General features: G+C 59.8%; 18 protein-coding genes. 12 read left to right on the plus strand and 6 right to left on the minus strand.

Annotated features, from left to right (window positions below; translation table 11 throughout):
• Nucleotides 1–109: 109 nt before the first annotated feature.
• The 4 genes from HGO38_RS08105 to HGO38_RS08120 form a co-directional block, all read right to left on the minus strand.
• On the minus strand, nucleotides 110–1747 hold the full coding sequence (locus HGO38_RS08105; protein ID WP_250955388.1) for a dipeptide ABC transporter ATP-binding protein: 1638 nt from the start codon (nucleotides 1745–1747) through the stop codon (nucleotides 110–112).
• A complete protein-coding gene (locus HGO38_RS08110; protein WP_250955670.1) occupies nucleotides 1744–2598 on the minus strand; it encodes an ABC transporter permease in 855 nt (284 codons plus the stop codon). The genes HGO38_RS08105 and HGO38_RS08110 overlap by 4 nt, the downstream gene beginning before the upstream one ends.
• A 64-nt stretch (nucleotides 2599–2662) precedes the next feature.
• The gene (locus HGO38_RS08115; protein WP_250955389.1) at nucleotides 2663–3640 is read right to left on the minus strand and encodes an ABC transporter permease; all 978 of its coding nucleotides are present in this window, start codon (nucleotides 3638–3640) and stop codon (nucleotides 2663–2665) included.
• Nucleotides 3641–3645: 5 nt separating this feature from the next.
• Nucleotides 3646–5238 (minus strand): ABC transporter substrate-binding protein, encoded by a 1593-nt coding sequence (locus tag HGO38_RS08120; RefSeq protein WP_250955390.1) that lies wholly within the window; start codon nucleotides 5236–5238, stop codon nucleotides 3646–3648.
• 190 nt (nucleotides 5239–5428) lie between these two features.
• Between HGO38_RS08120 and HGO38_RS08125 the strand changes: the two genes are divergently transcribed.
• Nucleotides 5429–6343 (plus strand): LysR family transcriptional regulator, encoded by a 915-nt coding sequence (locus HGO38_RS08125; RefSeq protein ID WP_250955391.1) that lies wholly within the window; start codon nucleotides 5429–5431, stop codon nucleotides 6341–6343.
• 202 nt (nucleotides 6344–6545) lie between these two features.
• Here the strand turns inward: HGO38_RS08125 and HGO38_RS08130 are convergent, their stop codons facing one another.
• On the minus strand, nucleotides 6546–7562 hold the full coding sequence (locus HGO38_RS08130; RefSeq protein ID WP_250955392.1) for a LacI family DNA-binding transcriptional regulator: 1017 nt from the start codon (nucleotides 7560–7562) through the stop codon (nucleotides 6546–6548).
• 131 nt (nucleotides 7563–7693) lie between these two features.
• Between HGO38_RS08130 and HGO38_RS08135 the strand changes: the two genes are divergently transcribed.
• The 6 genes from HGO38_RS08135 (at nucleotide 7694) to HGO38_RS08160 (ending at nucleotide 13873) form a co-directional block, all read left to right on the plus strand.
• Nucleotides 7694–8728, plus strand: coding sequence for a Gfo/Idh/MocA family protein (locus tag HGO38_RS08135; RefSeq protein ID WP_250955393.1), 1035 nt, complete (start codon nucleotides 7694–7696; stop codon nucleotides 8726–8728).
• Between the two features lie 50 nt (nucleotides 8729–8778).
• Nucleotides 8779–9645 carry a sugar phosphate isomerase/epimerase family protein gene (locus HGO38_RS08140; RefSeq protein ID WP_250955394.1) on the plus strand — a complete coding sequence of 289 codons (867 nt, stop codon included), beginning with the start codon at nucleotides 8779–8781 and terminating at the stop codon, nucleotides 9643–9645.
• Between the two features lie 81 nt (nucleotides 9646–9726).
• Nucleotides 9727–10962: an ABC transporter substrate-binding protein gene (locus HGO38_RS08145; RefSeq protein ID WP_250955395.1), complete on the plus strand. Its 1236-nt coding sequence runs from the start codon at nucleotides 9727–9729 to the stop codon at nucleotides 10960–10962.
• 117 nt (nucleotides 10963–11079) lie between these two features.
• The gene (locus tag HGO38_RS08150; RefSeq protein ID WP_250955396.1) at nucleotides 11080–11982 is read left to right on the plus strand and encodes a carbohydrate ABC transporter permease; all 903 of its coding nucleotides are present in this window, start codon (nucleotides 11080–11082) and stop codon (nucleotides 11980–11982) included.
• The gene (locus HGO38_RS08155; protein ID WP_250955397.1) at nucleotides 11979–12806 is read left to right on the plus strand and encodes a carbohydrate ABC transporter permease; all 828 of its coding nucleotides are present in this window, start codon (nucleotides 11979–11981) and stop codon (nucleotides 12804–12806) included. Before HGO38_RS08150 ends, HGO38_RS08155 begins: the two co-directional genes overlap by 4 nt.
• The gene (locus HGO38_RS08160; protein WP_250955398.1) at nucleotides 12803–13873 is read left to right on the plus strand and encodes an ABC transporter ATP-binding protein; all 1071 of its coding nucleotides are present in this window, start codon (nucleotides 12803–12805) and stop codon (nucleotides 13871–13873) included. The genes HGO38_RS08155 and HGO38_RS08160 overlap by 4 nt, the downstream gene beginning before the upstream one ends.
• 212 nt (nucleotides 13874–14085) lie before the next feature.
• On the opposite strand, the gene HGO38_RS08165 is transcribed toward HGO38_RS08160, so the two are convergent.
• Nucleotides 14086–15144 (minus strand): LacI family DNA-binding transcriptional regulator, encoded by a 1059-nt coding sequence (locus HGO38_RS08165; RefSeq protein WP_250955399.1) that lies wholly within the window; start codon nucleotides 15142–15144, stop codon nucleotides 14086–14088.
• A gap of 237 nt (nucleotides 15145–15381) precedes the next feature.
• Here HGO38_RS08165 and HGO38_RS08170 point away from each other — a divergent pair, with 237 nt between their 5' ends.
• From HGO38_RS08170 to HGO38_RS08190, 5 genes are all read left to right on the plus strand, one after another.
• Nucleotides 15382–16362, plus strand: coding sequence for a substrate-binding domain-containing protein (locus tag HGO38_RS08170; protein WP_250955400.1), 981 nt, complete (start codon nucleotides 15382–15384; stop codon nucleotides 16360–16362).
• A gap of 114 nt (nucleotides 16363–16476) precedes the next feature.
• A complete protein-coding gene (locus HGO38_RS08175; protein WP_250955401.1) occupies nucleotides 16477–17967 on the plus strand; it encodes a sugar ABC transporter ATP-binding protein in 1491 nt (496 codons plus the stop codon).
• Nucleotides 17960–18976 (plus strand): ABC transporter permease, encoded by a 1017-nt coding sequence (locus HGO38_RS08180; RefSeq protein ID WP_250955402.1) that lies wholly within the window; start codon nucleotides 17960–17962, stop codon nucleotides 18974–18976. The genes HGO38_RS08175 and HGO38_RS08180 overlap by 8 nt, the downstream gene beginning before the upstream one ends.
• Nucleotides 18973–19968: an ABC transporter permease gene (locus HGO38_RS08185; RefSeq protein WP_250955403.1), complete on the plus strand. Its 996-nt coding sequence runs from the start codon at nucleotides 18973–18975 to the stop codon at nucleotides 19966–19968. The genes HGO38_RS08180 and HGO38_RS08185 overlap by 4 nt, the downstream gene beginning before the upstream one ends.
• A gap of 1 nt (nucleotide 19969) precedes the next feature.
• Nucleotides 19970–20818, plus strand: coding sequence for a sugar phosphate isomerase/epimerase family protein (locus HGO38_RS08190; RefSeq protein ID WP_250955404.1), 849 nt, complete (start codon nucleotides 19970–19972; stop codon nucleotides 20816–20818).
• The last annotated feature ends 10 nt before the right edge of the window (nucleotides 20819–20828 follow it).

A 20828-nucleotide genomic window follows, 5' to 3' on the forward strand; every position in this document is an offset into this window, starting at 1 on the left:
ATACCTCGTCTTGTTTTGGCATGCATGTGGTTCGGAAAGCTGTCGTCAGGGCGCGGTACAGCCGCCGGGTCGGCGGCAGAGGCCGGCCCGGTCGCACCCCCGTCGGGTGTTAATGCGTAAAAATCTTCGGCCGGGCGTCGATCAGTCGCCGCGTATAGGCATTCTCAGATCGCCCGAAGATGAAGTCCGATGGCCCGAAATCCTCCATCCGGCCGTCTTTCATGATGCAGACGGCGTCGCAGAGGTCCTGGACGATCGCCAGATCATGGGAAATGAAGACCATCGAGAGGCCGCTGTCGGTCACCGTCTGCTTGAGAAGCGAAACGATTTCGGCCTGGACGGAGACGTCGAGCGCCGAGGTCGGCTCGTCCGCGACGATCAGCGCCGGTCGCGCAAGCAGCGCGCGGGCGATGCAGACCCGCTGCTTCTGGCCACCAGAAAGCTGGTGCGGATAGCGGGACAGTAGGGTGCGCGCAAGCCCCATCCTGTCAGTCATCGCGGTGATTTCTTCAGGGGTCCGGCGGCCGTCCTGCCTTGCGGTATAGCGCAGGCATTCGTGAAGCGTTTCCGCCACGGTCATGCGCGGGTTGAGCGAAAGAGACGGGTCCTGGAAGATCATCTGCACATGGCCGAGCAGTCCGCCGCGGCCGTTGCGGGAAATGTCGCATAATTTTCCGTCAAGCGTCACCTGTCCGGTATCCGCCGTCTCAAGCCCGGCCAATATCCGGCCGATCGTCGTCTTGCCGCTGCCGCTTTCGCCGACGATTCCGAGCACGCTGCCGCGCGGCACCCGGAGACTGATGGCCTTCAACGCGAATTCGGCGGAGGGCTTGCCGAGAAGACTGCGGAAACTGCCGCCACCGAAGCTTCGGGACAGGTTTTCCACCAGCAAGATTGGCGCGGTCTCCTCCGGCCGGCCCTGATCGGCCGGCGGCGACAGGCGCAGGCGCGGGACGGCGGCAAGCAGCCGCAGTGTGTAGGGCTCCTTCGGATCTTGAAGAACGGCGGATGTGGCGTCCTGCTCCACCATCTCTCCGTCCTTCATCACCAGGACCTTGTCGGCGATCGCCGCGACGACCCCCATGTCGTGGGTGATGAGGATGAGCGAAAGACCGGTGGCATCGACCAGGTCCCGCAATATGTCGAGGATCTGTTTCTGCACAGTGGCGTCGAGCGCCGACGTCGGTTCGTCGGCGACGATGATCGACGGCGCGCCGGCGAGCGCGATGGCAATGACGACACGCTGCCGCTGCCCACCGGAAAGCTGGTGCGAATAGCTGTCATGGCGCCCGGCCGGATCGGCAATGCCGACACGCTCGAGCAGTTCGATGGCACGGCCACGGATTTCGGATCGCGGCAGGCCGGGGTTGATCGCCGATATCGTTTCGCCGAGCTGTGCGCCGACCGTCATCAGCGGATCGAGCGAAGAGGTGTGGTCCTGGAAGATGCTGGCAATCGTCCTTCCCCGCAGTGCCCGACGCTCCCTGTCGCCGAGAGATTCGAGCGCGACGCCGTCCAGCCGGATCGTGCCGGAGGATTGCTCAAAGGACTTTCCCATGAGGCCGATGATCGCGTTGCCGATGGTCGACTTGCCCGCCCCGGATTCGCCGATGATGCCGAGCACCTCGCCGCGGCCGAGGGTGAAGCTGACATTGTGAACGATCGTTGTCTGGCCGTCCCGGCCGTTGTGCCGGAGGGTGAGGTCGCGTACTTCGAGAAGCGGAGTTGTAGTGGTCGAAACGCTCATACCGATCTGCTCCTTGGGTCCCAGACGCGGCGTGCGTCTTCGCCGACAAAATTGATGGTTGCGATGAGCCCGAAGAGGGCGAAGCCAGGAAACAGGCTGATCCAGTATTGACCGGTCAAAAGGTACTGGAAGCCGTTCGCGACGGTCGATCCGAGCGACGGCTGGTCGAGGGGAACGCCGAGCCCCAGGAAGGACAGCGTTGCCTCCAGCGCCACCGCATGGCCGATTTCGATCGGCAGCAGGGTCATCGCGGGCGCGATGCTGTTCGGCAGCAGGTGCCGGAAGATGATCCGGGTCTTCGGCAGCGGCATGGTCCGCACCGCATCGATATAGGACTTTCCCGTCTCGCTGAGCGCAACGCTGCGCACCACGCGGGCATAGGTCGCCCATTGGACGATGATCAGCGCCAGGATGATGCGGTCCACGCCGGGCCCGAGGGTGACGATGGCGATCAGCGCTACGAGCATCGTCGGCAGGCTGAGTTGCAGATCGACCACCCGCATGATCGTCGCGTCGATCCATCGTCCGAAATAAGCGGCGCTGACTCCGGCCGTCAGACCGATGACGGCAGCAGCAAGCGCACTGACGATCGACACCAGCAGGCTGATGCGGAGGCCGTACAGGATGGAACTGGCGATATCGCGGCCGAGGCCGTCCGTGCCAAGCAGATAGGTGAAGCCACCCGAGCCCACGGTGCCGGGCGGCGAGGAGGCTTCCCAGCCATAGATCTGCAGCGGGTCATAGGGGTTCTGTGGTGCGATCAGGGGAGCGGCAACGGCAACAGCCACATAACATGCCAGTGCGATGTTCGGCACCGTGAGGACCTGCCGGTAGGATGCGCGTTCCAGCATTTTGAAACCTGCCAGTTTGAGACTTGCCATTTTGGGGTTCGCGATCTTCATCATGGCTCCCCGATTAAACCGAAATCCGCACGCGCGGGTCGAGCACGGCATAGAGAAGGTCGACGAGCGTGTTCAGCGCGACGAAGGCGATGGCCGTGAAGGTCAGCGTCGCCATGACGACCGGGCGATCGAGAAGCTGAATGGAATCGATCAGCAGCTTGCCAACGCCGGGCCAGGCGAAGATCGATTCCACGACGACTGCAAAGGCCAGCATGCCGCCAAATTGAAGTCCGACGATGGTGATGATCGGCAGGCTGATGTTCGGCAATGTGTGGCGGAACAGGATGCGTCGCTTTGACAAACCCTTTGCGATGCAGAAGCGGGTGAACTCCATTCGTTCGACTTCGACCGTGCCGGCGCGCGCGAGACGGGCGACGAGCGCGATGTTGGGAATGGCGAGCGCCAGGGCTGGCAAAACGAGATGCCTCAGCCCGTCGCCGGTCAGGAAGCTCCAGTTAAAACCAAGGAGGGTCGCAGTCGTGCCGCGGCCTCCTGGCGGGAACCAGCCGGTCATGACGGCCCCGACGAGGATCAGCATCATGCTGAGCCAGAAGGATGGCACACTCAACGCATAGACGCTCGACGTGACGATGACGCGATCGAGCGCACTGCTGGGCCGGGTGCCAGCCAGCAGCCCGATGCCGGTCCCGACGGTCGTCGCGACGAGCATCGCGAGGAATGCCAGCTCGAAGGTTGCCGGCAGCTTGTCGAGAACCAGCCCGAAAGCCGGCTGATGATAGATGTAGGACGTGCCGAACGTGCCGGTCGCGACGTTCTGGACGAAGACGAGATACTGGCGCCAGACCGGCTGATCGAGCCCAAGCAGGATGGTTGCGCGCCTGATGTCTTCGGGCGTCGCGGTCTCGATATTGACCACGTTATAGACGGGGTTGCCGACGCTGTGGATGCCGATTAAACCGACCAGCGACATGACGAAGATGAGAAGGAAGGCTTGTGAAAGCCTTCCCGTGATGACGGAAACGAGACCCATGGCGGTCACTTCTCCGCCGGCGTGGCCTGCATCGCCGTCGTCCAGCCGCGCGGATGCATGACATAGGACGCGACGCGGCTGCCGTAGCCGAACACGTGGTCGAAGTGGTAGAGCGGGATCACCGGCTGATCGCGCATGGCGAATTCCGTCGCGCTCGCAAGCGCCCTGTCCCGTTCTGGCCCGACTTCGAGCGTCTCTGCCTTGATCAGCATGTCGTCGAAGGTCGGGTTGGAATATTTCCCGTAGTTCAGGGCGCCGGTGCCGCGCTCGGCATTCACCGATGCCAGCAGGGCATCCAGCACGATATCCGCCGATTCACCGGAACCGCCTCCATACCAGATGCCGTATTCGCCGGCGGACCGTTTCGTGTTGAACACCGAGAACGGCACAGCGAGGGGCTGCACGCCGACGCCGATGCGCGCCCAGCTCTGGGCGATGGCCTGCAGCGATTCCGCGTCGCCGGGATATCGGCCGGCGGGTCCGGCCAGCACGACGTTGAAGCCGTTCGGATAACCCGCTTGCGCCAGCAGCGCCTTGGCCTCCGGATAGCGCGGCGGCCCAGCCACCAGGTTCGCGGACGTGCCGGGTAACCCGTTCGGGAAGACTTGCACCGCCGCCGTTGCGAAGCCTGACAGGATCTTCTCGACGATCACGCTACGGTCGACGGCCATGGAGAGCGCCTGGCGCACCCTCGGATCGCGGAAAGGGTTCGGGATCGGCTGACCGGCTTTGTCGGTAACGCCGGGAGCCTTGTCTCTTAACATGTCGAACTGCACGAAGTTGACGCGGGCGGCGGCGATATTGGCGATCTTCGCCCCGCGCTGTTTGAGCGACGGCACGTCGCGCGCCGGGATGAAATCGGCGATGTCGACATCATTGGTCGAAAGAGCTGCGACGCGGGCCGCAGGGCTTTCGACGATGCGGAACGTCACGTCCGACCAGGACGGTTCGCCACCCCAATATCTGTCGTTTTTGGTGACCTCGAACACTTCGCCGGAACGCCAGCTCTTGAACTTGTAGGGACCGGTGCCGATCGGCACCGCGCCACCGTTCAGTTCCTCGGTGGTTTTGAAGCCGGATGCGCTCTTCGGCATGATGAAGATCGACGAGAGGGAGAGCGGCAATGTCGGCTGGCTGCCGTTGGTTTCGAAGACGACGGTCAGCGGGTCCGGTGCCGAGGCCGATTTGATGCCCTTGGCATAGGGCTGGAAGCCGCCGCTCGGCGGCTTGAGGAAGTTCTGGATGCGCTCGATGGTGTAGATCACATCCTGTGCCGTGAACGGCGAGCCGTCGTGGAAGCGGACGTTTTCCCGGAGCTTGAACTCCCATCTTGTGTCCGAAAGCCTTCGCCATGATACCGCGAGGCCCGGTTTCAGGTTAAATTTTTCGTCCTGATAGACCAGCCGCTCGTAGATCTGCGACAGCAGCGAGGAATTTTCGTTCAGCGTGGAATAATGCGGGTCGAGCGTCATCAGCTTGTAGGATGTGGCGATGCGCAATTCCTGAGCCGAAGCACCAGTCGGTGGCATGGTGAACAGTGCAGTTAATACGGCGGCCGCACCCAGCCCGTTGAAGAGAAAACGTTTTGTCGACGTCATGCGAAGTCCCCTTTTTGTCTTTGTGAAGGGCAAGCAATCAATGCGCGCGATGTTGCCTGCAGCATCAGGAAATTCCTGAGCGCTAACATTCGAAAAACCCGGCTGCTCGTCAATTTATTAAGTTCTTGTGCCACCCTATTAGCTGAGCTGATATAGTTCGAAAGAGATGATCACGACGACGAGGCACGGCATGGACAGGATGCAGGACGAAACAGGTATCGGGTTGAGGCGAGCCCAGATCTTCAGGGAGATCATCCGGTCGGGCTCAACCCGGCGCGCATCAAAGGTGTTGCAGATCACCCAATCGGCCGTAAGCCAGCAACTGAAACTGTTCGAGGAACTGGTCGGTGAAAAACTGTTCGTGAGGGACCGCCGCGGCCTGATCCCGACAACGCGCGCCATCGAGATCTATAACCGGATCGACCGGTATTTCGAGACGCTAGGTCATATCGAGAGGGAAATTCTCGGTTCGTTTGCGGTCGCCCGCAATAGCCTGAGCATCGCCGCTCCCCATATCGTTTGCCTCTCCATGCTCCCGAAACTCGTCGCGGAGTTCGAGCGGACCAATCCGTCGCTGGAATTCTACATTAGAGCCCAGGGCTACGATCAGATTGCCCAGCATGTGCTGACGGGCGAGGCGGACATTGGAATTTCCCGGCTACCGCTGGACGAACGTTTCTTCGAATGGAAGACGATTTCCAAAAGCAGCAGCGTCTGCCTGGTCCGGCCGGATCACCCGCTTGCGGGCAAGGAACGGCTCACCGCCGAGGACGTCTCGTCGGAGTATATGATCACGCTGGATCGTGAGTTTTCGTCAAACCAACTCGTGCTGAACGCCTTCGCCCACAAGGGACGAAGCCCGAATGTCAGGGTGCGCACGGACGCCGTCGGCTTTGTCGCCGCGTTTGCCGCCTACGGCTCTGCAATCACCGTGGTGAACGATTTCATCGCGCGGCAATGCGCGATGTTCGATCTGAAGTCGATCCCGTTTCATCCGGCCGTGACCTATGAATACGTTGTGTTCTGGCGTCGCGGCAGCGAGAAGATCGCCAGGCAGGGCGCTGTGATTGATGCAGTTTTCGAGTTTGCGAAAATGAACGCATGATCAGTCGTTTGTGTAACCATCCCTGTGATCCCAACAAAGCCCCATCATGGGGCTTTTTTTCGTTTTTGGCCTTCAGTTCGTCATGGCGCGGCCCATGAGCTCCGGCATTCCCCCTCCCGCGACCAGATCGTGCCAGTGAAAGCTATCCTCCTACGCAATGCTCGATATTCAGCCAGACGAGCAGGGGGCACTCGGGTGCCGTTTAGCCACTTTCCCCTTCAATCAGGTTCATTGGCCACACCTTGCGTTTAATCGCATCGGGGTAGTGCACCTTGTATTCCGGCATGACCGACAACAGGCCCTCGGCAAGGCTTATGCCAAGATCGCGGAGAGAAAGGCTGAAGCAGGTAAGGCTCGGTTTCAGGAACTGCGCCTGCGAACTCTGTCGCCCGATGATGGCAATGTCCTTTCCGGGCATTAATCCACTCTGCTCGAGCCCGCGATAGAGTCCCGTCACCAGCGTTTCGTTGACGAGGACGACTGCAGTCGGACGGGGGTCGCAGGCCATGATTTGATGAGCCACGCCGTAACCGCCTGTTTCGCTCGGCGTTGCACGAAAGATGTGATTTTCTGCCAAACACAGCCCGTGTCGGCCAAGAACCTCACGAGAGCGCCGGACGAACAAATGACCAAGATTGAGATCGCCATGCGGCCAGATCAGGCCGATGTGCCGGTGACCGTTCTTCACCAACCTTTCGATGGCAACGTCCGCCATGCCCTCGAAATCCAGATCGATCCAGGGCTGTCCAACATCGGTCTGGCTTCGTCCCAGCGTGATGAATGGAATATTGCGCCTGGCAAGAAGTTCGAAACGGGCATCGTGTAAACGGGTGGCGGAAAGAATGATGGCGTCAGCAAAACCGCGGGCAACGACGCGCTGTAGATAGGCGTCGGGGTCTTCGTCGGATGAACAGAGCAGTGCTACCAGGTCGAGTTTATGACGGGCAAAGACGGTCTGCACGCCATCAAAGACACTCATGAAGAAGGTGTCGCCCTGCCCGGTAATCTCAGGCCCCGTCTGCATCATGAAACCGATGACACCGGTCGATCCCTTGCGCAAAGAGCGTCCCGACTGATTTGCGACATAGCCTAACCTGTCGGCCGCTTCGAGCACACGGCGTCGCGTCTCTTCATTGACATCCGCCTTTCCGTTCAAGGCACGGGAGACCGTACCGATAGAAATATCAAGATGTTCTGCCAGCTGGCGAATGCCCTTCATAAAGTGCCTTTCCGCAGTTCTAAAGCGACTTGGGAAACAGTATTGACAAAAATGGGCTCCTGTCCATAGTATCGTAAACGTTTACGGAGAACCGGAAGAGGAGTTTCGGTTGCCGTATCAGGAGGACATCAGTGACATACAATGCCGTTTTGTGTGGATGCGGAGCCATGGCCAAAGGCTGGCTCAGAGCGTTGCAGACCACGTCGCAAATGCAACATCCAGTCACCATCGTCGGCCTGGTCGATCTGGATCGGGATATGGCGCAGGCAATCGCTGACGAGTTCAATCTCCACCAGGTTGTCATCGGGACTGATCTGGCCACCGTATTGTCGGACACAAGGCCCGATATTCTCTTCGATGTGGTTATCCCAGCCGCCCGCCATTCGGTCGTCACGACCGGCCTTGCCCATGCCTGCCATGTGCTAAGCGAAAAGCCGATGGCGACTTCGATGGAAGAGGCAGAAGATTTGCGCCGCGCCGCCAGAGAAGCGGGCCGTATCCACGCAATCGTTCAGAACAGACGCTTTATTTCAGGCGTGCGCCGCATGCACCGGTTGGTAGCAAGCGGTGCCATTGGTACGGTTACCGGCATTCATTGCGATTTCTTTCTTGGCCCGCATTTCGGGGGCTTCCGGGAAAAGATGCACAACGTCCTGCTTCTCGACATGGCCATTCACACTTTCGATGCCGCACGCTTCGTGTCAGGCAAGTCGCCCCTTTCGGTTTATTGCCTTGAGACCAATCCATCAGGCTCGTGGTACGCCCACGGCGCCGCAGCCACTGCCATTTTCAGGCTGTCCGATGATGTGGTCTTTACCTATCGCGGCTCCTGGTGTGCCGAAGGTGAACGCACAAGCTGGGAAAGCGCCTGGCGCATCGTTGGCTCAAAAGGCATGTTGACCTGGGACGGCGAGGAGACCTTCAAGGCTGCCGTCGCCGGCACCGAACCTGGGCTCCTGCACGGTTTTACACCCATCGACGTGCCGCCCCCGGACAAGGACGAGGAAACGCATGGCCATGTCAGCGTGATTGCCGATTTCCTCAACGCCATCAACTCCGGGCGCGAACCCGAGACAGTCAGCCACGACAATATCAAGAGCCTGGCCATGGTGCTTGGCGCGATTGAAAGCGCCAAGTCGGGTCAACCCGTCGACATTGCAGCATAGGGACCGCGACATTGAGTGATCAGCAGGGACAGTCCATTCGCATCGGCACCATGGTCAGCGCCTCCAAGGGCCAGGCGGCCGAGCGCATTTCACAGATCGCCGACATGGGGTTTGAAAGTTTCGAGCCGTTTTTCTGGCAGACGACCAATGGTCAAGACATCGCGGATCTCGGCAAGCGCTGCCGCGAGGCGATTGGTGACCGCGACATCACGATCTCAACGATCGGCATGTTCGGCAATCCTCTGGAAGAAACCGATATGGACCTTCAGACCTTGCAGGGATGGAAGGATTGCATCGACAACGCGCACCACTTCGGCGCAACCTGCGTTGCCGGTTTCACCGGTCGCATCCGTAACAAGCCATTGCCCGATAGCCTGCCACGCTACAAGCAGATCTGGAGCGAGCTTGCCAAACGCGCGGCCGACAAGGGCGTAAGGATCGCCTTTGAAAATTGCGCGATGGACGGCAACTGGGCAACCGGTGACTGGAATATCGCGCACAACCCCGACGCTTGGGAACTGATCTTCAACGAGACGCCCGATGACAATATCGGGCTCGAGTGGGAGCCGTGCCACCAGATGGTCTACCTGATCGATCCGTTGCCGCAGATCCGGAAATGGGCTTCGAAAATTTTCCACGTTCACGGCAAGGATGCGACCATCCGCTGGAACGTCATCCGTGAGCACGGCATCTTCGGCAAACATCCGTTCGTGTTCATGCGGACGCCGGGTTTCGGCGACAGCAACTGGACGGACATCATCTCCGAGCTACGGCTGGCGGGCTGGGCTGGTTCCATCGACATCGAAGGCTGGCACGACCCGGTCTATCGGGATGCACTGGAAATGACCGGGCAGATCCACGGCCTCAACCATCTGAAGCAGGCGCGTGGCGGCAGTTTCGTCGTCGATTCGGTGTAAGTCGGTCAATTCGAGGGGCTCCCACGGAGGAGGTTGGCGTCCCGGTTCATGGAAGTAGGGATAACCACAAAGGAGGAGAACATGGGTATCCGCACATATTGGATTGCTGTCGCAACGGCGCTTGCAACGAGTACTTCGCTCTTCGCGCTCGGCGCGCAAGCAGGCGACGTCAAGCTGACGCTGTGGTCGCTCGACCGCGACATTCAGCCTGCCCCCAATCTTATCAAGGAATTCAACGCCCTGAACAACGGCATCGAAATCGAGTATCGCCAGATCCAGTTCGATGACGTCGTCAGCGAAGCGATGCGGGCCTATTCGACCGGCAACGCACCCGACATCATCACGATCGACAATCCCAATCATGCAATGTTCGCTTCGCGAAACGCCTTTCTTGATCTCACCGATATGATTGCCAAATCGACGGCCATCAAGCCGGAGAATTATTTCCCCGGACCCCTCGCCTCAGCCACCTGGGACGGAAAACATTACGGCGTGCCGAAGGCTACGAACACGATCGCGCTCTATTACAACAAGGACCTGTTCAAGGCTGCCGGTCTCGATCCGGAAAAACCACCGCAAACCTGGGATGAATTGCTGGAAACCGCCAAGACGCTAACGGACCCGTCCAAGAGTGTTTATGGCATCACGTTCTCGGCTAAGGCCAACGAGGAAGGCACCTTCCAGTTTCTGCCTTGGGCGCAGATGGGCGGAGCCACCTACAAGTCCATCAATAGCGACGGTGCCGTCAGGGCGCTGACGGTCTGGAAGCAATTGTTGGACGGCAAAATGGCGTCTCCTGACACGCTGACGCGTAGTCAGTGGGATGCCACGGCAACTTTTAATGCGGGCAATGCCGCCATGGCCATTTCCGGCCCTTGGGAAATCGACCGCATGCTGGCGGATGCCAAGTTCGATTGGGGAACCGCGTTGTTGCCGGTGCCACAGCAAGGTGCCGAGCGTTCTTCCGCCATGGGCGACTACAACTGGGCGATTTTCTCCAACACCAAACATCCTGACGAGGCATTCAAGGCGCTGGAGTTCTTCGCCTCCAAGGACGTGACCATGTATCAGGATTTTGGCCAGATCCCGGCTCGCTCGGACCTGGCCATCCCATCAACGGGTAACGCGCGCAAGGACGCAGCTCTCAAGACCTTTGTGGAACAGCTGAAATACGCCAAGCCACGCGGTCCCTCACCGGAATGGCCGAAGATTTCCAAGGCAATTCAAGATGCCATCCAAGCGACGTTGACTGGCCAGATGGAGCCTAAGGCGGCGCTCGATCAGGCTGCCGAGAAGATCAAGCTCATCGAAGGTTAAGGCTACGCTGCCGGCCTCAGGAGCCGATGGCATTCGTGCCATCCACCTTTTCCTCCCGGCGGAGCTGTCGCGTTCGTCAAGAGCAGACAGCTCCATCCCGGCTCATATGGGGTTTCCATGAAAAGGATACTTTCCAGCATCACGGATGGCCGCGGCTTCGACATCGGGCTCGTGGCAATTCCCTTTGGCTTCCTGTTTCTTCTCGCGGGATTGCCCTTGCTCTACAATATCCTGATGAGCTTTCAGGAAGTGGACATGTTCAGTCTGGGAAGCATCATCAGGCCGTTCGTCGGCTTCAAGAATTACGTCGACCTTTTCAAACAGCCTGAAACCCTGCCTATTCTCTACAACACCGTTATCTTCGTGGTCGGCTCGATTGCCGGCCAGTTTCTCATCGGGTTTGGCCTTGCACTGTTTTTCTGGATCAATTTTCCAGGATCGTCGTGGCTGCGAGGACTGTTTCTGGTCTCCTGGGTCATGCCGGGTCTGGTCGTCGGTGCAATCTGGAACTGGATACTCTCGGGGGATTTTGGCGTCCTCAACTTCTTTCTGCGTGAAAGCGGCCTGATTGACAGCAATATCTTTTGGCGCTCCGACCCCGATTTCTCTCTGTGGGCCGTCATCCTTGCCAATATCTGGCTCGGAACCTCCTTCAACATGATCCTTCTCTCCGTCGGTCTTTCCGCCATTCCCGGCGATCTCTATGAAGCCGCTGAGCTGGACGGAGCGAACGCCTGGCAGCGCTTCTGGACGATCACCCTGCCGATGATGCGCTCCACCATCGGCGCAATCATTTCGCTCGGGCTGATCTTCACTCTGCAGCAATTCGATCTGTTCGCCGCGATCACCGATGGCGGACCGAACAACTCATCCAACGTCGCCCAATACTGGGCTTGGGACCTGTCCTTCCGGCAATACGACTTTGGCAAAGGCGCGACGATCTCGGTCATCATGACCGTGTTCGTGATGTTTGCGGCGATCGTCTATGTGCGCTCGACCCGTCATGAGGTGCGCGGATGACCGAAACCAGCCGAAACCGCCTGATGCTCGCTATCGCCCTCATCATGGCGGCGGTCTATCTTTTTCCGCTTTACTGGATGTACATCACGGCACTGAAAACCGGCTCGGAGATGTTCGCCACCCCGCCGAGCTTCTGGCCATCGACAGCGCAGTGGAACACCTTCGTCTATGTCTGGGAAAGCCGGAATATGGGCCGCTATCTGTGGAACTCGACCTTCATCGCCTTCGGCTCGGTGGCGCTGATCGCCGTTCTCGGAACCGGCTGCGCCTATGTGCTGGCGCGTTACCGCAACGGCTGGGTGGATGTGGGCCTTTTCCTCATTCTGATGCTACAGGTTTTGCCCGCGTCCTTGATGATCACCCCGATCTTTGTCGGGTTTTCACAGGTCGGATTGCTGGACTATCCGCGCATTGCCGTCATTCTGGCAATTGCGGCAAAGAGCATGCCGTTCTTCGTGGTGCTGGTGCGGGCGACCTTCATGGCGGTGCCAATGGAGCTTGAGGAGGCCGCATTGGTCGATGGCAACTCCCGCATCGGCGCTTTTTTCCACATTGTGCTGCCGCTTGCCCGGAACGGCATTCTTGTCAGCGCCATTCTCATCTTCATGCAGGCATTCGGAGAATTCGTTTATTCGAAATCGATGATTCAGGACATCGAATTGCAGCCCGCAAGCGTCGGTCTCAACTCGTTCATGGGGCCAAACACCAGCGAATGGAACAACATAATGGCCTATGCGACCATGTATGTGACGCCGATCCTTGCGATTTTCGTGCTCTTGCAGCGCCGTATCGTTTCCGGACTCACATCGGGAGCTCTCAAATGACCAATCAAATCGAACTATCGGGCGTCAACAAATATTACGGCGCCTACCACGCGCTCAAGGACATTGACCTCACCATTCGCAAAGGTGCCTTCGTTGCCCTTGTGGGACCATCCGGGTGTGGCAAGTCTACGTTGCTTCGCTCACTCGCAGGGCTTGAATCGATCTCCACAGGCGATCTCGTGATCGCTGGTGAGCGAATGAACAACGTGCCGCCGCGCAAGCGGGATCTGGCGATGGTGTTCCAGTCCTATGCGCTCTATCCACACATGACGGTTGAGGAAAACCTGACCTATAGCCTGCGCATCCGCGGTACCAAAAAGGCGGAGGCGAAGAAAGCGGCCGAGGATGTGGCATCCATCACAGGCCTTTCGAACCTGTTGCATCGATATCCTCGCGAGCTTTCCGGCGGACAAAGACAGCGCGTGGCGATGAGCCGAGCCATTATCCGCAACCCCAAGGCCTTCCTGTTCGACGAGCCTTTGTCCAACCTCGACGCTGCCTTGCGCGTCCATATGCGCAAGGAAATCAGAGCGCTGCATGACCGGCTCGGGGCAACTTCGGTTTATGTCACGCATGACCAAATCGAAGCGATGACGATGGCCGATCATGTCGTGGTCATGCGCCAAGGCGTGATCGAGCAGCAGGGGCAACCGCTTGCGCTTTACGACCGGCCCGTAAATCGTTTCGTGGCCGGATTCATCGGTTCGCCGGCCATGAACTTCATTCCGGCTACGGCAAGCCCAGACGGAAAAAGCCTCATTCTTGATCTTGGCCGGCCTCAGATCATTGGTCTGGACCGTGCCATTCCTGCCAATCGCCAACTCGTAGTCGGTTTGCGTCCCGAACATCTCAACATTGCAGAAGACGGCAAAGGGGCACTACAAGTGCCTGTCAGTCTCGTTGAATCGACCGGCTCCGTGACGTACATCACCACCGCGACGATGCCAGAATGTGTCGTGGTCATGAACGGACGTACCTGCATAACCGGCGGCCAGACCATCGGACTTGATTTCCAACAGGAACATATTCATCTGTTCGACGCGGACACGAATATGCGGATTGAATGATCGAAACGTAGGCAAGCACAAGGATATCTTCCGTCTTTGCCGCAAGCGGTTTCTCGACGAACTGGGGACGCCGTCCTGACTTCGGGTTCAAGGATGCGCAGGCGTCGCGGGTAGATCGACCGAGCCGGTTAAGCCGCAGGACCACCAGTCCGAAGAACCAGCGCCCGATCGGCTCAAGATGTCCGATGCCCATCTCCCGGAGCTAAACAGGGTCAGGAGTTGTCCTTCAACTCATCCAGCGGGCCTTCGAGAGCAGTGCGTGGCAGCACCAATTGAGACTCGACGAGAACGATGTGAGACGCAGCCTCCGGCGTCTCCAGGAGCTCAAAGCCTTTCTCCAGCATCTCCGAAATATTCGGTCTGATCATGTAGACGGGGAACGGCAGGAAGGAGCCGAAAGGATCGTAGTCGAAGCAGCCGACGACGATGTCACCGAAGGCCTCTCCATCATGCTTGCCCATGAAGCGCAGCAGGCCCTCGAAGTTGATCGACGAGTTGATGAAGAAGCACCGCGGCAGCCGGCCGTGACGGTCGTAGAAGCGTTCGAAGGCAAGCGCCGTCATACTGGGCGAGTAGCCCGTACTCTCCGTGTCATTGCCTGCGAAGGTGCCGAAAGCTTCCGTCTTCGCCGCATGAAAGCCGATGGTGCGCTCGCGGCTTGCGTGGTCATCCCGCCCGCCAAACATATAGACATCATCCGGGCCCAGGGGCCCCGCCTGCTGGGCGTGACGGATGATGGCGGAGGTCAGGATCCTTGCCCCATGTCTGTTGTCGGAAATGACGGAACAGGCCAACTCGCCCGGAAGGTCGATATTGACATGGGGCAGACCGGCCCGGACGCAGACCTTGTGCACGCCATCGGGGTCGGTTGCCCCTGCAATGAAAAGCGAATCGATCGAGTAGGAGACCAGGGACTCGACGGTGCGGCGCTCTTCGTCCGGATCACGGCGACCAGACACCACGACCGGCAAAAGCCCGCGCTTGCGGGCCTGCACCTCGAAGGTCTGCGCCATCGAGGAGAAGAAGCGGGTGTCGTAGACAGGCAAAAGCAGACCGGCCAGACCGGACCTCGAGCTTCTGAGGCCCCGGGCCTGCTGGTTGGCCGTGTATTTGTGCTCCTTGGCCAGGGACATGATCCTCTTGGCCGTTTCCTCCGAAATGCGGCGTTTGCGCCAGCTCCCGTTCAGGACGGCGCTGACCGTTGAAGCCGATGCGCCCGATTTGACCGAAAGGTCGTAAATCGTTGCCTTCTTCTGTTCTTTTTCTGACATGCCGGAATCTCCCCGCTCCTGGCATCTTGTAGATGAGGGACCCTCTTGACGAAACCCCGCCCGGTGATAATGTAGCTGCACCATCGATTGTGCAAGAAAGAAATATCGATTGTGCGGATGGTTCGCTTGAGGAGCGACGAGGGGGGCCTGTTCTGGGCTTGAGCAATTCGACCGCAGGGCACGATCTCCTGCCGGCATGCCTTTCCACGTCAGGGGACAACAGAGGAGGAGAATCCTGTGAAGAAAATTTTTGCAGCCGCGCTTGGCGTTTCGCTGGCGCTTTTGGCATCCACGGCATCGTTTGCCGCCGAAACGAAGATCGGCGTCGTCGTCAAGATCGGCGGCATTCCGTGGTTCAATGCCATGGAAGCCGGCATCAAGGAGCAGAGCGCAAAGCTCGGCGTCAATGGCTTCATGGTCGGCCCGACCAGCGCTGACCCGGCCCTTCAGGTGCGGGCCATCGAAGATCTGATTGCCCAGAAAGTCGATTTCATCGGCGTGGTGCCAAACGACTCCAAGGTTCTGGAGCCGGTTCTGAAGAAGGCCCAGGCCGCCGGTATCAAGGTCATCACCCATGAATCCCCCAATCAGGCCGGTGCCGACTGGGATTTCGAACTGGCCTCCGCCAAAGGCTTCGGTGAAGCGCATGGCAAGCTGCTCGCCGAGAAGATGGGTGGCAAGGGCTCCTACGCGGTGTTCGTCGGTTCGCTGACCGTTCCGCTGCACAATGCCTGGGCTGATGCGGCGATCGCCTACATCAAGGCCAACTATCCGGACATGAAGCTCGTCGGCGATCGTTACGGCGTTGCCGAAGATCTCGACAAGAGCCGGTCGACCGCGCTAGACCTGATGTCGGCCAATCCTGATCTGGCAGGTTTCATGGCGTTCGGATCGCAGGGTCCGATCGGCGCTGGCCGCGCCGTCGAAGAGCGCCGCAAGGATGGCAAGGTCTTCGTTGTGGGTCCGTTCTCGCCCGGCCAGGGCGCCAAGCTGATCAAGAGCGGTGCTCTGACCGGCGGCTTCATGTGGAACCCGAAACAGGCCGGCGAAGTCTTCGTGACGCTTGCCGATCAGATTGCCAAGGGTCAGACCCCGAAAGCCGGTGACACGATCGACGGCCTCGGCACCATCAACCCGGAAGGCAATACCATCGTTGTCGATCAGCTCCTGAAGATCGACAAGGAGAGCATCGATAAGCTCGTGTCCATGGGGCTCTGATCCTCCCGGAGCCCGAGGAGGCTGCGCGGGCGCATGGCCCGTGCAGCTTCTTTCCGTCAAGCCATACATCAATCGGCCGGGGATCAGCCTGGTCAGACGAGGAAACACACCATCATGAGTGTAGAGCCGCTCCTCTCCCTGAAGGATGTCAAGGTCACGTTCGGTGGGGTCCGTGCCCTCAAGGGCGTGTCCTTCGAAGTCAATCCGGGCGAGGTCCATTGCCTCGCCGGCGAAAACGGGTGTGGCAAGAGCACGCTCATCAAGGTCATCACCGGCGTCTACAAGCCTGAAGATGGTGCCGAGATCATCTTCGACGGCAAGCCGATCTCCGCGATGACGCCGACGCTGGCCCAGTCGCTGGGCATTCAGGTGATCTGGCAGGACCTGGCGCTGTTCGGAGAGATGTCCGTCGCCGAAAACATCGGCTTTCAGCTGGCGGTCAACGGCAAGTATGGCCTCATCGACAAACGTGCCATCGCTCAAGCAGCAGAAAAGGCGCTCGCACGGCTTGGCGTCAGCCTCGACATCCACAGGCCGCTCAAGGAACTGGCCATCGCGCAGCGCCAGATCGTGGCGATTGCCCGCGCCCTGGTGGGTGAAGCGCGTCTCGTCTTCATGGACGAGCCGACCGCATCGCTGACCCAGTCGGAAGCAGATTACCTGATCGAGATCGTCCGCAATCTGTCGGCGTCAGGTGTCGCTGTCGTCTTCGTGTCCCACCGCCTGGCCGAAGTATTGGAGATCTCCGATCGCATCACCGTTCTGCGGGATGGTGCGCTGGTGGGCGTCTATCCCGTCGAGGGCATGACACAGTCGCGGGTGACCGAGCTGATGACAGGCCGCAATTTCGATAGCGGCGTCATTGCCGGCGATCATGATCAGGCACCGGTTGTTCTTTCGGTCAGGAACCTCACCCGGCACGGTGAATTCAGCAACGTCTCCTTTGACCTGCGGCGTGGCGAAACTCTGGGGATCACCGGCCTCTTGGGCGCCGGGCGAACAGAGCTTGCGCTGACGCTGTTCGGCATGCACCGCCCCCATGAAGGCGAAATCCTCCTGGAGGGGCAGAAGGTCAGCTTTACCTCCAACCGGGATGCCATCGCGGCAGGTGTGGCGTATCTGTCCGAGGACCGGCTGTCGCTCGGCCTCAACCAGCCGCAATCCATTGCCGATAATCTCGTCATGGCGTCGCTCGACCGGATACTCTCGGGCGGTCTTTTGTCCCCGACCAAGAAGGCGGCCGTCGTCTCTCACTGGATCTCGGAGCTCGGAGTCAAGATCGGCACGCCGCAGGATCCGATCCGAACCCTTTCCGGCGGCAACCAGCAACGTGTTGCCATCGCCAAATGGCTGGCGATCGGCCCCAAGATCCTGATCCTCGATGCCCCGACCGTGGGCGTCGATGTGGGAGCGAGAGCCGGCATTTTTGAGATCGTCCGGAAACTCGCTGCCGAAGGCCTTGCGATCATCATCATCTCCGATGAGCCGCCGGAAGTTTATTTCAACGCCGATCGGATCGTCCACATGGCGGAGGGTCGTTTCCAGACAACCTACGACCCGCGCAGCACGTCGCTTACCGAACTGGAGACCGCCGTCTATGCGTAGGCTGATTCTCAATCATACGACCGAATTCATTCTTCTGGCGGTCACGATCCTGCTGTGCATCGGCCTGTCTTTTGGCACGGACCGGTTTCTGACGATATCCAACGCCTTCGACGTCCTGAACGTCTCAGCCGTCAACATCATTTTCGCGGTCGGGCTTCTGGTTGTCTTGATCTCGGGCGGCATCGACATCTCCTTCGCCGTGGCAGCGTCCGTGGTGCAGTATGTCACGGTTCTGGCACTGACCGCGCTCGGCGGCGGCAATTGGGCGGAAGGTTTTCTGATCGCCGGCGCCGTCGGCATCAGCCTTGGTCTGGTCAATGCCCTGCTGATCTATCGGTTCCAGATCATTTCGATCGTCGCCACCATCTCGACCTTCAACATCTTCTTCGGCCTGCTGATGTTCTTCACCAAAGGCGTGTCGATCTACAATCTGCCGGACTGGCTCTCCACCCGTGTGGTGTTCTACGAGCGTGAAATGGCAGACGGTTCCTGGGTGGAACTCACGCTGCCGGTCGTCGTGATGATCCTGTGCTGCCTTGCGACCTCGTTCATGATCTCGCGGACGACGACCGGCCGCAAGCTCTATGCCTTTGGCGACAACCCGGAAGGCGCACGCCGCTTCGGCATCAATATCGGCGCGATGCACTATATCTCGTTCGGCTGGCTGGGCCTGATGGCCGGCATTGCCGGTCTCATGCAGGCCCATTACGCCCAGGAAGTCGTGCCCAATGCCCTGTACGGACGCGAACTCGATGTTCTGGCCGCCACGGTTCTCGGCGGTGCTCGCCTCGGCGGCGGCAAGGGCTCGGTCCTTGGATGTGTTCTCGGCGTCCTTCTGGTCGCCATTACGCAAAACGGCCTCAACCTCATCGGCGTCTCTCCGTTCGCCTTCAAGATGATCGTCGGCGCCATCATCCTCACCGCCATCGTGCTGTCCTCGGCGAGGCTCGACACGCTGTTGCCGGAGGCTCTGAAGAGCTCCGCGAAAAAGGGGAGCAAGCGCTCATGAAAGCCTTCGTTGACAAGTTCAAGACCACCTTCGGCGCGGATATGGGCGGGCCGGCGATTGCCTTCCTCGCCGTCATGCTCGTCTTCGGTCTCGCAGCGGATAACTTCATCTCCCTGGCGACTTTCGGCTCCGTCGCCTTCCAGCTTCCTGAACTGGGCCTGCTGACTTTGGCGATGCTGCTGCCACTCCTCACCGGCGGTATCAATCTGTCGATCACCTTTGCCGCCAATCTTTCCGGCCTGGCTGCCGCCTGGGTGCTGCAAGCCTATGGCGGTGTGGACGCTCCTGCCGGCGTCTTCGTCTTCGCATGCCTTGCCGCCATCGCGACCGGCGCAGCAGCAGGGGCGTTGACCGGTCTGGCAATCGCCTTTACCCGCGCCCACCCCATCCTGGTGACGCTGTCGATGATGATCTTCCTTCGGGGCCTGGGAGAGTTTCTGACGCGGGGCGGCGATATCTCGGGCTTCCCAAGCTACATAGCGCCGATCGGCCACGGCTCGCTTCTGGGGTTTCCCATCCCGCTGCTGATCTTCATCATCTGCGTTGCCGTCTGGCACGTGCTTCTGACGCGCAGCAAGCTCGGCTTCGGACTGCTGATGATCGGGTCCAATATGGAGGCAGCCCACTATTCCGGCCTGAACACACGCAAGATCGTCGTGCTCGTCTACACGCTGTCTGGCATCATGTGCGCCATCGCCGGCATCATCATGCTCGCCCGTTTCAATTCCGTGCGGGTCGGGCACGGCGAATCCTACCTGCTGATCACCGTGCTCGCGGCCTTCCTGGGTGGCGTCAATCCGTTCGGCGGGTTTGGGCGCGTCCTGCCGGTCTTCGTGGCCTTGATCGTTCTGCAGCTGCTGTCGTCCGGCCTCAACCTGATGGGCGCCAACCAGCACCTCGCCACGGCACTCTGGGGCGTCCTGATGATCGTCGTCATGGCTGCACGCTCGCTTGCATCCAACTACCCCATTTTCAGCAGAAAGAAGGCCTGACGTGCAGGGATTTGGCATTCACGCAATGATGTGGACGACGGTGTGGGATCACGCCGGGGCAGAGCGAGCCATTGCCGGCGCTGCCCACTACAAGCAGGATTTCATCGAGATCCCCCTGATCGACATCCCGTCTGTCGACGCAAAATACAGCCGGAACTTGCTGGAGAAATACGCGCTTCGCGCCGCCTGCTCCCTCGTTCTGCCCGAGCCGGCCTGGGCCTCGGTGCGGCCCGATGCGGCGATCGACCATCTCAAGTCGGCGCTGGACAAGGCTGCCGAAATGGGTGCCGAAGCCCTGACCGGCGTGACCTATGGCGGCACGAACGAGCGCACCGGCTTTCCGCCGACGCAGGCCGAATACGATAACCTCACCCGCGCACTGGGGACGGCAGCGAAGCACGCCAAGGCACTGGGCCTCCAGTTCGGCATTGAAGCCGTCAACCGCTACGAAAACCATCTCGTCAATTCCGCCGAGCAGGCCGTGGCACTGGTGGAGCGGATCGGCATGGACAACGTGTTCGTCCATCTCGACACCTTCCATATGACGATGGAAGAAAAGGGCGTTGCCAACGGGATCCTCGCCGCGCGCGACCACCTCAAATACATGCACCTCTCAGAAAGCGATCGTGGGACGCCGGGTTACGGCAATGTGCCGTGGGACGCGATCTTTGCCGCACTCGCTGCCATCGGATTCAAGGGGGCGCTCACGCTCGAAAGCTTCGCGGCCATGCCGGTCGAGATGGCCGGTGCCATCTCCACATGGCGGCCGGTTGCCCGTGATGCGGAGGAAGTCTTCGACAATGGGCTCTCCTTTATCCGCAACAAGGCGGTCCAGTATGGACTGGTGTGAGCGCACCGAA

Source organism: Rhizobium sp. CG5, from assembly GCF_023701945.1.
Taxonomy (GTDB): Bacteria; Pseudomonadota; Alphaproteobacteria; order Rhizobiales; family Rhizobiaceae; genus Allorhizobium.